Raw genomic sequence first — 13,663 nt, forward strand, 5'->3', positions numbered from 1 at the left:
AGACAAAAATAAATAAAGGAAAATACTGTTTAAACAAGCTTATTTTTTTTCAAAAGTACACAAAAATCCATTGATCTGATCAGGTGTTTCGAGCCGAATAGACCTTAAGAACTCAAAAAATTCATCTTAAATAAAAATTAATTATTGTCTGTAATGCCTAAAGCTTTCCCAATATCACTGGCTTTAAGATAAGCTTAACTATTGTTAAAAAACCAGAACCTCTTCTCGTCCGTATGTTTCTATGAAACTAAAATCTTAGATTATGAAAAAACCCTTAGTGAAGGTTGATGTGGTTGAAGCATCTTCCAAAAATTCAAAAATGAATTCCCGAAGGAAATTCTTAAAGCTCGGTGGACTGGGATTGGCCGGTTCAGGTTTTTTACTGTATTCATGTAGTGAAGATGATTTGTTTAATCCAGGAGGAGAAGTAGGGGGAGAAAATCCTATGCCAGATCCCGATCCAGATTCAGAAGTATTTGACCTTGGAAGCGGAGATGTAGGAATCCTTAATTATGCTTATGCCCTTGAACAGCTGGAAGCAGCCTTCTATACCCAGGTGCGAGCTGGAGCTTATTATTCGGGAGCATCTGATGAAGAAAAACAAATCTTCGACGATTTATATAACCATGAAGTAATTCATAGGGATTTCTTTAAGGCCGCAATTACTGCCGCTGCTGGAGAAGAAAATACTCTGCCAGATCTTGAATTCGATGTTTCCTCCATAGATTTTGATGACAGGACATCGGTTCTTGAAACAGCAAAATTGCTGGAAGATACCGGAGTGGGTGCATACAATGGCGCCGGAGACCGAATTGCAAGTGCCACCTATCTTACCCTTGCTGGTAAGATTGTTTCTGTAGAGGCCAGACACGCTTCAGCGATCAGATCTTTGATTAATCCTGAATCGGCTGATTTTGCCGGGGATGATGTAATAGATGAAAACGGATTGGACCTGGCTTACGATCCGGGTACGGTGCTTTCCGATGCAGGTGGATTCATTACTACCGAATTTACTGCTAACAATCTACCGGAACCAATGACAGGATCCTAATCTATATCTATTAACCTGAAAAAAATATATTATGAGTATTATAAAATTATTGGATGATTTTACATCCGAAAAATTAACCACTAAATCTACTTCCAGACGGGAAATGTTTAATACCCTTTCCTCTTTTGGAAAAAAAGCTGCGATGGCTGCCGTACCTTTTGGTCTGGCTTCTAATAAGATGAATGCAGCGACCATGTTCCAGGAAAACTCTGCAGTAGATGCTTTACAACTTGCGCTGACACTGGAGTATCTGGAAGCTGAATTTTACATTAAGGCATTAGACTCAGGAGTATTGAGTGGATATTCCAGAGCAGAGACAGCCTACATGCAAATTTCCAAACATGAATCTGCACATGTTGATTTTCTTAAAGCAGGTTTAGAGGGAGCCGGGGTTACTCCGGTTGAAAAACCAACATTTGATTTCACTGCCGATGGAGCTTTTGATCCGTTCAATGAAAATGGAATAGGTCAGGAGACCGCTTATGCCCAATTGCTGGCTTTAGCCCAGGCTTTTGAAGATACAGGAGTTAGAGCTTATAAAGGACAGGCCGGAAATCTTATGAACACGCCATTTCTGGAACCAGCCCTTCAGATCCATTCTGTAGAGGCACGTCATGCTTCAGAAATAAGAAGAATACGCGGACTTGATGGCTGGATCACCGGAAGTATGCGAGGCGATGGTATGCCCGAAGCAACTCAGGCCGTATATAATGGCGAAGAGAATGTGACCCAGGGAGGAGTGGACCTTACAGGTTTAACTTATGCTAATGATATTGTAGGTGACCTAAATGCAGCAGTCACACAGGCTTTTGATGAGCCCATTACGGCTGAAACAGCAGTTGCTATCGCAAGTCTCTTTATTGTAGAAGATAGCAGTATGTAGGATATTATTGAAAAAGAGAAGTTATCCTAATGAAAAAAGCCCCACGCTACATCGTGGGGCTTTTTAATTTTATCTTTCGATAGTCTGTTTTCTATCGGGTCCTACCGAAACCATCCTGATAGGAACTTCAAGTTCTTTCTCGAGGAAATCAACATAATCATTGAATTCCTTTGGAAGATCTGATGAGTCCGTGAGTTTGGTCAGATCTTCTTTCCAGCCTTTTACTTCGGTATAGACAGGTTCAACGTTTTCGGGCTCGATATTATAAGGTAAATGCGTTATTTTTTCTCCTTTGTATTTATAGGCAGTACAAACTTTCAGGGTTTCAAATCCGCTTAAAACATCACCCTTCATCATAATAAGCTGGGTAATACCATTCACCTGAACCGCATACTTAAGGGCAACAAGGTCCAGCCAGCCACAACGTCTTTTTCTTCCGGTGGTGGCACCAAATTCATTTCCAACACGTCCCATGGTTTCTCCAACTTCGTCAAACAACTCGGTAGGGAAGGGGCCGCTACCAACTCTGGTAGTGTATGCCTTGAAAATACCAAATGCCTCGCCTATCTGTCTTGGAGCTACTCCCAGACCCGTACAGGCTCCTGCTGCAGTAGTGTTGGAAGAAGTTACAAAAGGATATGTTCCGAAATCTATATCAAGTAGTGATCCCTGTGCTCCTTCAGCAAGGATAGTCTTGCCCGATTTTATTGATTGCTGAAGGTATTCTTCACTATCAATAAAAGTAAGTTCCTTTAAGGTTTCAACGGCCTTACAGAATTCTTTTTCAAGTTCCTTAAGGTCATACTGAACGTCCACATCATAAAAAGCGATCATCTTTTCATGTTTGTCGGCCAGGGTACGATACCTGTCTTTCCAGTCTTCAAGTTCAAGGTCACCAACACGTAAACCGTTTCTTCCGGTCTTATCCATATAAGTAGGCCCAATACCTTTAAGGGTGGATCCTATCTTTGCCTTACCCTTGGATGCTTCAGAAGCTGCATCAAGAAGGCGGTGAGTTGGAAGTATAAGGTGTGCTTTTCTGGAAATAATAAGTTTAGACTTGTAATCTATATTGTGCTTTGCGAGATTATCCAGTTCTTTCTTAAAGATCACCGGGTCTATTACCACCCCGTTTCCTACGAGGTTGATACTGTCATCGTGAAAAATCCCGGATGGAATGGTGTGCAATACATGCTTTTGACCGTCGAATTCCAAAGTATGCCCTGCATTGGGACCTCCCTGAAAGCGTGCAATAATATCGTATTTTGAGGTAAGTACGTCGACTATTTTGCCTTTTCCTTCATCACCCCATTGAAGACCTAGTAGTAAATCTACTGCCATGAAATTTTAAACTTAATTGGTTGATTTTTTGTTGCCGTAAAAGTATAAAGAATGCTTTTTAATCTCAATATCAAAAACCTCTTCAATAGTTTGTTTTATGCTCTGGATCCTGGGATCGCAAAACTCAATCACTTCTCCGGTATCGGTAAGTATAATATGATCGTGCTGGCGGTCAAAATATGATTTCTCATACTGGGCCTGATTTTGCCCGAACTGATGTTTACGCACTAGTCCGCATTCCAGTAATAACTCTATGGTGTTATACAAGGTTGCCCGACTCACACGGTATTTTTTGTTCTTCATTTTGATATAAAGAGACTCTATATCAAAGTGATCATCAGAGTTGTAGATCTCCTGAAGAATAGCAAAGCGTTCCGGGGTTTTCCGGTGGCCTTTTTCTTCAAGATATTTAGTGAAAACGTTTTTAACGACCGCCTGATCGTTTTTATTTACGACTTTTTTGCTCATAATTTGCTCTGCAAAGGTAAAAGTTTATTCACGGCTAACCTTGTCTATCCCGTTAATTTTTTTCAGCCTTTGGATGATGGTATTCAGGATATTATTATTCTTAACTACCAGGGTTATCCGTCCGCTGAAGATGCCATCTGAACTGTCAAAATTCAGATTCTTCATGTTCACGTGCATATTACTGGAAATTTCCTGGGTTACTTCGCTCACGAGCCCAATATTGTCTATTCCCTGTAATTTGATTACCGCTACAAAATCCTGTTGTGAGCTGTCTATCCATTTAGCCTGGATGATCCTGTAGGCATAATTGCTCTGCAACTGTAAGGCATTGGGACAATCCTTTTTATGAACTTTAATTCCGTCATTTACCGAAATGAATCCAAACACATTATCACCCGGGATAGGATTACAACAATTTGACAGCTTGTATTCCAGTTTTTCCTCTTCCTTTCCAAACACCAGCTGATCGTATTTGGCCGTGATCTCTTCTTTATTAAGGTCAGATGAAACGGATGGCTTCTTGATCTTGTTCTTAAAATAGCTTACAAAGGCATTGCTTCTTGACGAGGCAAAGTCTTTTAGCATCTGGTTATCTATTTTACCAATACCCACCCGATAGAAAAGATCGAGACTGGTCTTTAAATTGAAGAATACTACAAGCTCATTGATGGTTTTCTCATTGAACTGTATCTTCTGTGCTTTAAGTTTTCTGGCAAGTACAGCTTTTCCTTCCTCGGCGATCTCCTTTTTCTCTTCTTTAAGTGATGACTTTATCTTGGCCCTGGCCCTGGCCGTATTGGCATAATCCAGCCAGTTGATATTTGGCTTCGCACTATCTGAAGTGATTATTTCTACCTGGTCTCCACTTTTTAGTTCATGGCTTAAAGGCACAAGTTTTTGGTTTACCCTTGCACCACGTGTATGAAGACCAATTTCTGTATGAATACTGAAAGCAAAATCCAATGGGGTAGAACCTTTAGGTAGGGATTTCAGGTCTCCCTGTGGAGTGAATACAAAGATTTCCTTGGAATACAGGTTAAGTTTGAACTGCTCTACAAAATCCACGGCATTTATATCCGGATTTTCCAGCGCCTCCTGTAAACGGGTTACCCATTCTTCAAAACCTCTTTCTTCCTTACTGCTTCCCTGTTTGTACTTATAATGAGCCGCATAACCTTTTTCAGCGATCTCGTTCATTCGCTCACTCCTTATCTGAACTTCTACCCATCGGCCTTTAGGTCCCATCACAGTAATGTGAAGAGCTTCATAACCTGTCGATTTTGGTGAAGAAATCCAATCCCTCAAACGTGTAGGGTTGGGGCGGAAGTGATCGGTAACTATTGAATATATCTTCCAGGCAAGGAATTTTTCCTGGGCGGGATCACTCTTGTAAATGATCCTGATGGCGAACTTATCGTATACTTCGTCAAAACTAATGTTCTGAGCCTTGATTTTTCTGTTTATGGAATAAATAGATTTTGGCCTCCCTTTTATCTCATATTCAAGATCCTCCTTGTCCAGTGAATCCTGTATCACCTTGCTGAATTCCCGTATGTACGCATCCTGCTCTTCCTTACTTTCCTTGATCTTGGTAAGGATATCCTGGTAAACTTCAGGTTCAGTATATTTTAAACCTAGATCTTCAAGTTCGGTCTTGATATTATAGAGTCCTATTCTGTGGGCAAGCGGAGCGTAGATGTAAAGTGTTTCTGAAGCTATCTTCACCTGCTTGTCGGCCCTCATCACATCCATGGTCTGCATATTGTGCAGCCTGTCGGCGATCTTGATAATGATAACCCTAACGTCATCATTCAGTGTAAGCAGCATTTTTCTGAAGTTCTCAGCCTGCAGGGAAACGTCTTTGTCCTTTTTAAGATTGGAAATTTTGGTTAGGCCATCCACGATCTTGGCAACAGCCTCGCCAAACATTTCTCTCAGGTCCTCCAATGTATACCTGGTGTCTTCAACTACATCATGAAGAAGAGCGGCAGCAATGGAAGTTGCGTCCAGGCCAATTTCCGAAGCGACGATCTTGGCAACGGCAATGGGATGAAAAATATAGGCTTCCCCCGATTTTCTTCGCTGATCCTTATGTGCATCCACAGCAGTATCAAACGCCTTCCTGATGAGCTTTTTATCCTCTTCAGTAAGGGTTTGATAGCTTATCCTGAGCAGCTCTTTATACTGCCTTGCTATCTGCTTGTTCTCTTTTGCTATAGCTGCCTCTGTCATAGGTTAAAAATACAATTAAGATGGAAATGACACAACTAAAAACCGGTCTTCAGGTTGCGGTAACGCTGCAACAGACTGGGGTGGGAGTAATGTACAAAAATATAGGCCTTGTGAGGTGTTAAATTGCTCAAAGTATTCCTGGATAATTTCTTCAGGCTGGAAATGAGAGAGTCAGCATTGTAAGTGGATTTCGCATAATTGTCGGCCTGATATTCAAATTTTCGTGAAATGTAATTCATTATAAGGCCAGTGATCTCAGAGATCGGACTGTATAATATTCCGAAGGCGACAAGGCCAATATGAAAACTTGGCTGGGAAACTCCCAGTGCTTCGGAAAGAACAGGGTTCCCCACAAAAAGTGATAACAGCCAAAGGGTAAAACCAGTGGTAATTACCGATGCAACCAGGTTCACGATTATGTGATTTTTCTTGTAATGCCCAACTTCATGCGCCAAAACCGCTACAATTTCTTCCTCTTCCAAATCGTTGATGAGCGTATCGTAAAGTGTAATTCTTTTCTCCCTTCCAAATCCTGAGAAATAAGCATTGGCTTTGGTGCTTCTTTTGGAGCCATCTATCACAAAGATATTATCCAGTTTAAATCCAACACTTCTGGCGTACTGTTCAATTTTAGTCCTTAGAGAACCTTCTTCCAGTGGGGTTTGTTTATTGAAAAGAGGCACTATAAGTTTAGCGTAAAACATATTCATAAATACTGAAAATACCGCGATTAGTATCCACGCGTACCACCAGAAATTGTCACCGGCGATCTGGTAGAACCATACGATTAGCGCTAAAATTCCACCGCCAATTATTGCTGTCATTGCCAGGCCTTTAAGTTTATCAAGAAAGAAAGTGCCTTTAGTGGTCTTATTGAAACCATATTTCTCTTCTATAACAAAGGTGCTGTACCAGGAAAATGGTGTCATTAGGATATCGCTTCCCAGCATGATGATTCCAAAAAAGATAAGGGCAATAAGTATTGAATTATCACTTATACTTCTCGCTATCTGATCTACCCAGGCAAATCCGTCAAAGATTAAGAATCCCAGTGTGAGTAATACCGAGAAGGTTGAGGTAAGCAGTCCGAATTTGAACCTTTCTTTTTTATAGCGCTGGGATTTTTCATATTCCTCTTTATCATAAACATCTGAGAGTTCCTCAGGAACAGGGTCGTTGAAGTGTTTTGCATTTAGAGCATCAAGGATCTTATCGATCACAAAGTCGATAACTATTATTGTGATTATGATATAGAATAGTGTTTCGGGTGTCAAATTCTGTTTTTTTATTTAAGATCAACAATTCGTTGTCGTTTCGCCTCAAAAATAAGAATTCCGGCGGCCACAGAAACATTCATTGAATCTATTTCTCCATGCATGGGAATTATGACGTTCTGTGTAGAGTTTTCCAGCCATTCCTCACTTAATCCGGTAGCCTCGGTTCCCATAACAATGGCCGATGCCATATTGAAATCTATCTGATGATAGGGGACCGAAGCCTGTAAGGCTGCAGCATATATTTTAATATTATGGCTTTGAAGGAAGTCAATGATCTCTGAAGTAGTACCTGTAGCTATCTGGTTGGTGAACACGCAGCCCACACTGCTTCTGATGATATTTGGATTGTAAAGATCGGTCTTTGGATTCGCGATGATCACGGCATCTACGGCTGCTGCATCGGCCGTTCTCAGGATCGCTCCAATATTCCCCGGTTTTTCGGGAGCTTCAGCAACAAGGATTAACGGACTGGAATTTTTAAACCCTATCTCATCAAGTTCATGTGATCTTGATTTAAAGACGGCAATGAGTCCTTCGGTGCTTCCTCGATATGCTGATTTTTCATAAACCTCCTTACTTATCTCAATTATCTCGGCAGGTTCTTCATGGCCGGACCGTGCAATTTCCAGCACATCCTGAAATTCTATAAGTTCAGGGGTAAAATATAGTTGAAGAGGTTGATATTTTCCTTTTACTGCCAGTGAAATCTCCCTTTGTCCTTCAACGATAAATACATTTTCCTTTCTGCGATTACGGGATTTTTCCTGTAAGTGCAGTAATCGTTTTATTTCCTTGTTTTGCGAACTGGTGATCTTTTTGAGCATGGCGATAAAAATACGTAGATATTAGGCATAAAAAAAGCCCCTGAAAGTTCAGGGGCTTATAATTTTAGAAAGTTCTATTCACTTTCATTCTTTTCCTGATCTTCATACTTCTTTGAGTAACGTTTCCAGAGTTCTGTTTGATGAGACTCCAGGCTTATCTCCCTTCCGTCAATGAAAGCTCGGGATAACCTGTTGGTTCTCATATCAAGGGCGTCTCCTTCAGAAATGAAGAGAGTGGCCGACTTTCCTTTTTCCAGACTTCCGTAGTTATCATCGATACCTAGGATCTTCGCTGTGTTCAGGGTGATTAGCTGAAGCGCCTTTTCCTTTTCCATTCCGAATGCTGCCACAGTTCCGGCGTAGAAAGGCAGGTTTCTGGTGTTCATCCTCTCCATTTGTCCGCTGCTTTCAATTGCCACGAGCACTCCTTCATCCTGAAGAAGCTTTGCTAATTTATAAGGATAATCATAGTCTTCATAGGCCATTTCGGGGGTGCTGTGCGGGCGGTTAACCAATACAGGGACATTATTTTCCTTAAGCTCTTTAGCGATTCCCAGGGAATTGTAACCTCCAATGATCACCAGGCCGTTCAGTTTCTGATCTTTTTTGAACTGAATAACGTCAAGTATCTCCTTCTCACCATCAACATGAAAAAACACCTTTTTCTCCCCGCTAAATACCGGCTTCATAGCTTCATACGGCAGATTGGTGTAATCCTGATCTCCGGCAAGATAAGCCCTGGCTTCTCCAAAGAAATCTGAAAGTTTCTGGATCTGCTCGTTATATTCTTTGTTTGGCTTCAAATTCGGGTCCTCACCTCTCCACCAGCGTCCTCTGCTAAATGCCTCAGGCCAGTTAATATGAAGGCCATCATCTTCTTTTACAACCGCATCTTCCCAGTTCCATGCATCAAATTGAACTACAGAGGAGGTCCCTGAAACAAGTCCACCTCTTGGAACGATCTGTCCCAGAAGCACTCCATTAGGTCTCATGGATTCTACAATTTTACTCTCGGCGTTGTAGGCGATCAAACTTCTTACGTTTGGAAGTATCTCTCCAATTTCATCCTCATCCTTTGTTGGCCTTACAGCGGCTATCTCCACTAATCCTAAAGTAGAATTTGGAGCAATAAAGCCCGGGTAAACATGTTTTCCCTTGGCTTCAATGATCTCACCCCGGTATTGCATTTTAGTGGCTGTGGCATCTAATACTTGTGTGAGCTTACCATCTTCAAAGATGATAAGACTGTTCTCAATTACCTCTCCGTTTCCAAGATGAGCTGTAGCGCCTACTATGGTAACTGCTTCACTCTGTTCGGGTGCCGGAGTTTGTTGCGCAAAACTGTTTCCTGAAATTATCAGGAATGCGATTAAAATATAATTGTATACTGATTTCATTTTTGTCAATTTTTTATTGAACCTTCTCTAAAAGATCACAGTGAACTCTTTGTTTTTCTTTCTTGGTCACAGGCTGTGTTTTAACGCCGTTGTTTTTGGCCTTAAGCATTTGCCCAATAAGCTCATTGCGTTCTTTTTTGATCTCTTCACGCATTTTCTGGTCGCGATCAATATCAAAATAGAAGACACCTTCTACCATGGTTTTTTCAGGCTTGGCGTAGATGGAAAGGGGGTGATCGTTCCAAAGTACAAGATCGGCCTGCTTGCCAGTCTTTATACTTCCCACAAGATTATCAACATGTAATAATTTAGCAGGATTGATGGTCACCATCTTCCAGGCATCTTCTTCACTCATCCCGCCATATTTCACGCTTTTGGCCGCTTCCTGGTTCAACCTTCTACTCATTTCACTGTCGTCACTATTGATGGCTACGGTAAGTCCCACTTCGTTCATGATAGAAGCGTTGTATGGGATCGCATCGTTCACCTCATACTTATATGCCCACCAGTCAGAGAAGGTTGAAGCGCCAACGCCGTGCTCTTTCATTTTGTCGGCTACCTTATACCCCTCAAGAATGTGTGTGAATGTGTTGATATTGAAATCGAATGCCTCAGCAACCTTCATAAGCATGTTGATCTCACTTTGAATATAAGAGTGAGAAGTCACAAAACGTTCTCCATTGAGTATCTCAACAAGGGTTTCCATTTCCAGATCCTTACGGAAATCTTCACCGCTTTTTTTCTGACTTTCATAAGCTCTGGCACGGCTGAAATAATCGGTAAATACCTGCTCAACTCCCATCCTGGTTTGAGGGAATCTTACTGTGCTTCCCCAGTTAGACTGCTTAACGTTCTCACCAAGTGCAAATTTGATAAAAGGAGGTGCCTGCTCAAAGATCATGTCCTCGGCAGATGCTCCCCATTTTAGTTTCATAATGGCAGACTGTCCGCCGATGGGGTTGGCAGAACCGTGTAACAGCTGAATGGTAGTGACACCTCCAGCAAGATTTCGGTAGATGTTAATGTCTGTAGGATCTATCACATCTTCCATTTGAACTTCGGCTGATGAGTTATGTCCGGCTTCATTGATATCTGATGCCGCAATATGTGAATGTTCATCCACGATACCAGCGGTAAGATGTTTTCCTGTAGCATCAATAACTTTTGCGCCACCGGCGTTGAGATCCTGACCTATACGAACTATCTCACCGTTCTTTACCAGTACATCGGTATTTTCTAGTACACCTTCATCTTCACTGGTCCAAACAGTGGCATTCTTGAAAAGTACATTCTCCTGTTTTGGTTTTTCGGTGAATCCGTAAGCTATGTTAGGATAGGTGACAGGAACTACCTTATGGGTTTTGTCTTCTTTGTCTTTATCGTCTTTCTTTTCGGCATCGCCTTTTCTCGATGCAGTGAAAGTAGTTTCATTTCCATTAGGAAGAATGGCCTTTCCTGAGATCATATCTGTCTTTTCAGGCACATTTGCTGAAAGTCTGATGAATTCTGTTTTTGTAGTATCTGGAGATGATAATAGAAGGTTCATCCAGTTATCTTCAAAACTGAGCTTTGAACCTATCTTGGTTTCACCCATCTTAACTTCAGCCTTAGGCTTTGAGGGTTCCCCGGTAATGCTAAGCTCGTAGTTTTTTCCATTGACTTTCAGATCATATTTACCAGTGATATTGGTAACATCCATATCTTCAATGATCGTCTTGGTCCCCTGTACCCAGTTTTCAAAAAGAGTGGTTTCCTTATCAAAATAGTCGCCCGAGGTGATAATGAAATTAGCCCAGGCTCCTTCTTTTATAACACCAATCTTTTCTTCCTTGCCTATGGTCTTTGCCGGAACCGTAGTTAAGGCCGCGAGTGCAGCTTCTTTGCTTAGTCCGTATTCAATAGCTTTTAGAAGGTTTGATTTGAAATCCTTTTCAGCATCTATGGAATGAGCTGTTAGAGTGAAAGGAACTTTATTTTCTGAAAGCATTTTCAGGTTCGCCGGAGCCTGGTTCCATTCTCTCATCTCTTCCAGGCTTAACTGATTAGCCAGATATGGATTCTCCACATCGTAAGCTTCCGGAAATTTTAAAGGAACTATATAAGTAGCATTAGAAGCTTTTATCTTATCCAGTCTCTGGTATTCCTTTCCGCTTCCTACTATCACATACTGGATGCCAAATTCGTCACCAACCTTATCGGCTCTAAGCTCATTCAGGAGATTATCGGTAGCGAAGATCTGTACCAGATCTTTATTCTTATTAAGGGCTTCCAGGGCAAGGTCTTTATTATCGGCATTTCCGCCGGCATACCATTCGGCATCGAGGTATGCCTGACGTATCAAAGCCATTGTTCCCATAATGGAAGTAGGGTAAGATTGTCTTGACTGAACGCTTTTGTCGAATGAAAGATATTGTGAAGACCTGCTGTTAAGAATTCTGTCACCTTCGCTTGCTTCAGGCGTAAGGGCTACCAGCATTCCTGTTCCCCTTATGATTCCGTCTGGGACATGGGTATTCACTACTCCAAATCCTGCCTTATGGAATTTTTCAGCTTCCTTTGAATCGAAGCTGAAATTAGCAACCGCCTCGGTGTCGGGTCTTATATGGTCATTCCAGTAATAACCTTCACGACCAGCATCATATTGTGGCTGACTGCCATTTTCGGCTCTTTTTGGTTTGGGGATGCCGAAATCACTATACAGGTCTATAAAAGATGGGTAGACTTCATTTCCTTTGAGGTCTACTACTGTGCTGTTTGCAGGAACGTCTATTGATTTTCCAACCGCAGTGATTTTTCCCTCTTTTATCGCAAACATTCCGTTATCGATCACTGTTTGAGGGTCTACATGTATCCTGGCATTTTTAAAAACGGTGTAGTTAGTGTTACGGGTCTTAACACCATCATTTTTGGGAAAGTACTCCTGTGAATTAGCGCTTAGGACGCCAAGGAATACTCCAAGGATCAGTAATTTTAATTTCATGAAATTTAAGGGTTTTAATAAAAAAAGATTTTCTAATAATTAAAAAGAGCCTTAAAGTACTAAATTTTCAATAATCTGAAAGCTTCGCTAGAAGGCATTTCTGGAATCATCAAAATAATTAACAAGTAAAGCGACCACGTAGCTATAGCTTTTCATTCCGTCTGACTGATTGTTAACTATAAGGTAGCGGTTATAGGTAGCCTGAAAAATTGGCTCAAAGGGATTGGTGTGCCTTAGCCAGAAATCATCGACCTCCCTGTAGTTTTTGAGAATTCCCGGATTCATCTTTGCGGTCATTTTCTTGACAGTTTCAGGCTCTCTGCGATAGATTTCGGAGAGGCAATAGCTTAAAGCGAATGTGAATCCCGAATACCTGAAATAAGGATCGGGATGATTCATGGTAGCCAGGCAGGCTATAAAGTTAGCCTCGTTCTCTTTTGCAAACCCAAGCTGGTGGCCTATTTCGTGACTGGCAGTTGTGGGGATCTTATAGGGGACAATAATGGTATTCACCTGGGCCTCATTAGTGAGTGGGTTGAGATATCCGTTGAAGCCCATATAGGTGAGAGGCAGGCTGTATAAGGAGCGTTTTAAAGCTTCACCGTTATAACTTAACTCAGGAAAATCCTTTTGAAGATTTTCATAGCCCTGAAGGGTACGATCGAAAAGTTCTTTTTTTGAAAAATCGTATTTCACTTTTACCGTATCATTTTCAGCAAGTTGAGAATGGAGCTTGTTTGATTGCTGGATAAGCGTTTCTGTAAGTTTAATAAGCTTTTCGGTGGTGTAGTTATCTTCAATCTCCAGGCTTTTATGTAGAGGTAAGCGGTAATAATTGAAGCCCCAGAAAAGATGAAAGCAAAAGTAAATCACTGAAAGTGTTGCCAGGGTATCCGGTAACCATATTTTAGGATTTTTGAATTTCTGACTTACCCTTCTCACAATCCATGCGATAAGCAGGATTATTAGGACTGCATAAAGTAAATCACCCAGGGAAAAAGGCACAATTCCCAGGCTATATCTCATTATTTTTGAAATGATGGGGTAAAGCCCATGGGAATAATATTCTTCGATAAAATAGGGGTAGCCCTTAAGTATATTGATGCCAATAATCTGGACCGGGAATAAGATGGCAAGTATCAGTACAGATTTTCTCTTCACGGCTTAAAAGTACAAATAATTAGGTAGCGTCAAATTTCAGAAATCGATC

The 13,663-nt window shown here is 41.3% G+C and carries 10 protein-coding genes; 2 read left to right on the forward strand and 8 right to left on the reverse strand.

The genetic code is table 11. The features are described from left to right. Nucleotides 1–262: 262 nt before the first annotated feature. Nucleotides 263–1,051 (forward strand): ferritin-like domain-containing protein, encoded by a 789-nt coding sequence (locus NE848_RS03040; RefSeq protein WP_252110732.1) that lies wholly within the window; start codon nt 263–265, stop codon nt 1,049–1,051. A gap of 31 nt (nt 1,052–1,082) precedes the next feature. Then, the gene (locus NE848_RS03045) at nt 1,083–1,934 is read left to right on the forward strand and encodes a ferritin-like domain-containing protein (protein ID WP_252110733.1); all 852 of its coding nucleotides are present in this window, start codon (nt 1,083–1,085) and stop codon (nt 1,932–1,934) included. Between the two features lie 69 nt (nt 1,935–2,003). Here NE848_RS03045 and NE848_RS03050 read toward each other — a convergent pair whose 3' ends face one another. From NE848_RS03050 to NE848_RS03085, 8 genes are all read right to left on the reverse strand, one after another. Further along, on the reverse strand, nt 2,004–3,275 hold the full coding sequence (locus tag NE848_RS03050; protein ID WP_252110734.1) for an adenylosuccinate synthase: 1,272 nt from the start codon (nt 3,273–3,275) through the stop codon (nt 2,004–2,006). Between the two features lie 12 nt (nt 3,276–3,287). Further along, nucleotides 3,288–3,743: a Fur family transcriptional regulator gene (locus NE848_RS03055; protein WP_026934828.1), complete on the reverse strand. Its 456-nt coding sequence runs from the start codon at nt 3,741–3,743 to the stop codon at nt 3,288–3,290. A gap of 24 nt (nt 3,744–3,767) precedes the next feature. Beyond that, nucleotides 3,768–5,975 carry a RelA/SpoT family protein gene (locus NE848_RS03060; RefSeq protein WP_252110735.1) on the reverse strand — a complete coding sequence of 736 codons (2,208 nt, stop codon included), beginning with the start codon at nt 5,973–5,975 and terminating at the stop codon, nt 3,768–3,770. A 35-nt stretch (nt 5,976–6,010) separates the two neighbouring features. Next, nucleotides 6,011–7,249, reverse strand: a complete 1,239-nt coding sequence (locus NE848_RS03065) for a M48 family metallopeptidase (protein WP_252110736.1) — start codon at nt 7,247–7,249, stop codon at nt 6,011–6,013. An 11-nt stretch (nt 7,250–7,260) separates the two neighbouring features. Beyond that, nucleotides 7,261–8,076 (reverse strand): TrmH family RNA methyltransferase, encoded by an 816-nt coding sequence (locus tag NE848_RS03070; RefSeq protein WP_252110737.1) that lies wholly within the window; start codon nt 8,074–8,076, stop codon nt 7,261–7,263. A gap of 74 nt (nt 8,077–8,150) precedes the next feature. Beyond that, nucleotides 8,151–9,473, reverse strand: coding sequence for an amidohydrolase family protein (locus tag NE848_RS03075; protein ID WP_252110738.1), 1,323 nt, complete (start codon nt 9,471–9,473; stop codon nt 8,151–8,153). 13 nt (nt 9,474–9,486) lie between these two features. Continuing rightward, nucleotides 9,487–12,453, reverse strand: a complete 2,967-nt coding sequence (locus NE848_RS03080) for an amidohydrolase family protein (RefSeq protein ID WP_252110739.1) — start codon at nt 12,451–12,453, stop codon at nt 9,487–9,489. An 87-nt stretch (nt 12,454–12,540) separates the two neighbouring features. Next, complete coding sequence (locus tag NE848_RS03085; protein ID WP_252110740.1) at nt 12,541–13,614, reverse strand: DUF3810 domain-containing protein; 1,074 nt, start codon at nt 13,612–13,614, stop codon at nt 12,541–12,543. Nucleotides 13,615–13,663 lie beyond the last annotated feature (49 nt).

This window comes from Gramella jeungdoensis, assembly GCF_023805255.1.
GTDB lineage: Bacteria > Bacteroidota > Bacteroidia > Flavobacteriales > Flavobacteriaceae > Christiangramia > Christiangramia jeungdoensis.

Bases quoted from the DNA above. Each gene is read 5' to 3' on its own strand.
- NE848_RS03075 (WP_252110738.1), bottom strand. From the start codon at position 9,473: ATGAAATCAGTATACAATTATATTTTAATCGCATTCCTGATAATTTCA.
- NE848_RS03040 (WP_252110732.1), top strand. From the start codon at position 263: ATGAAAAAACCCTTAGTGAAGGTTGATGTGGTTGAAGCATCTTCCAAA.
- NE848_RS03050 (WP_252110734.1), bottom strand. From the start codon at position 3,275: ATGGCAGTAGATTTACTACTAGGTCTTCAATGGGGTGATGAAGGAAAA.
- NE848_RS03045 (WP_252110733.1), top strand. From the start codon at position 1,083: ATGAGTATTATAAAATTATTGGATGATTTTACATCCGAAAAATTAACC.
- NE848_RS03070 (WP_252110737.1), bottom strand. From the start codon at position 8,076: ATGCTCAAAAAGATCACCAGTTCGCAAAACAAGGAAATAAAACGATTA.
- NE848_RS03060 (WP_252110735.1), bottom strand. From the start codon at position 5,975: ATGACAGAGGCAGCTATAGCAAAAGAGAACAAGCAGATAGCAAGGCAG.
- NE848_RS03055 (WP_026934828.1), bottom strand. From the start codon at position 3,743: ATGAGCAAAAAAGTCGTAAATAAAAACGATCAGGCGGTCGTTAAAAAC.
- NE848_RS03080 (WP_252110739.1), bottom strand. From the start codon at position 12,453: ATGAAATTAAAATTACTGATCCTTGGAGTATTCCTTGGCGTCCTAAGC.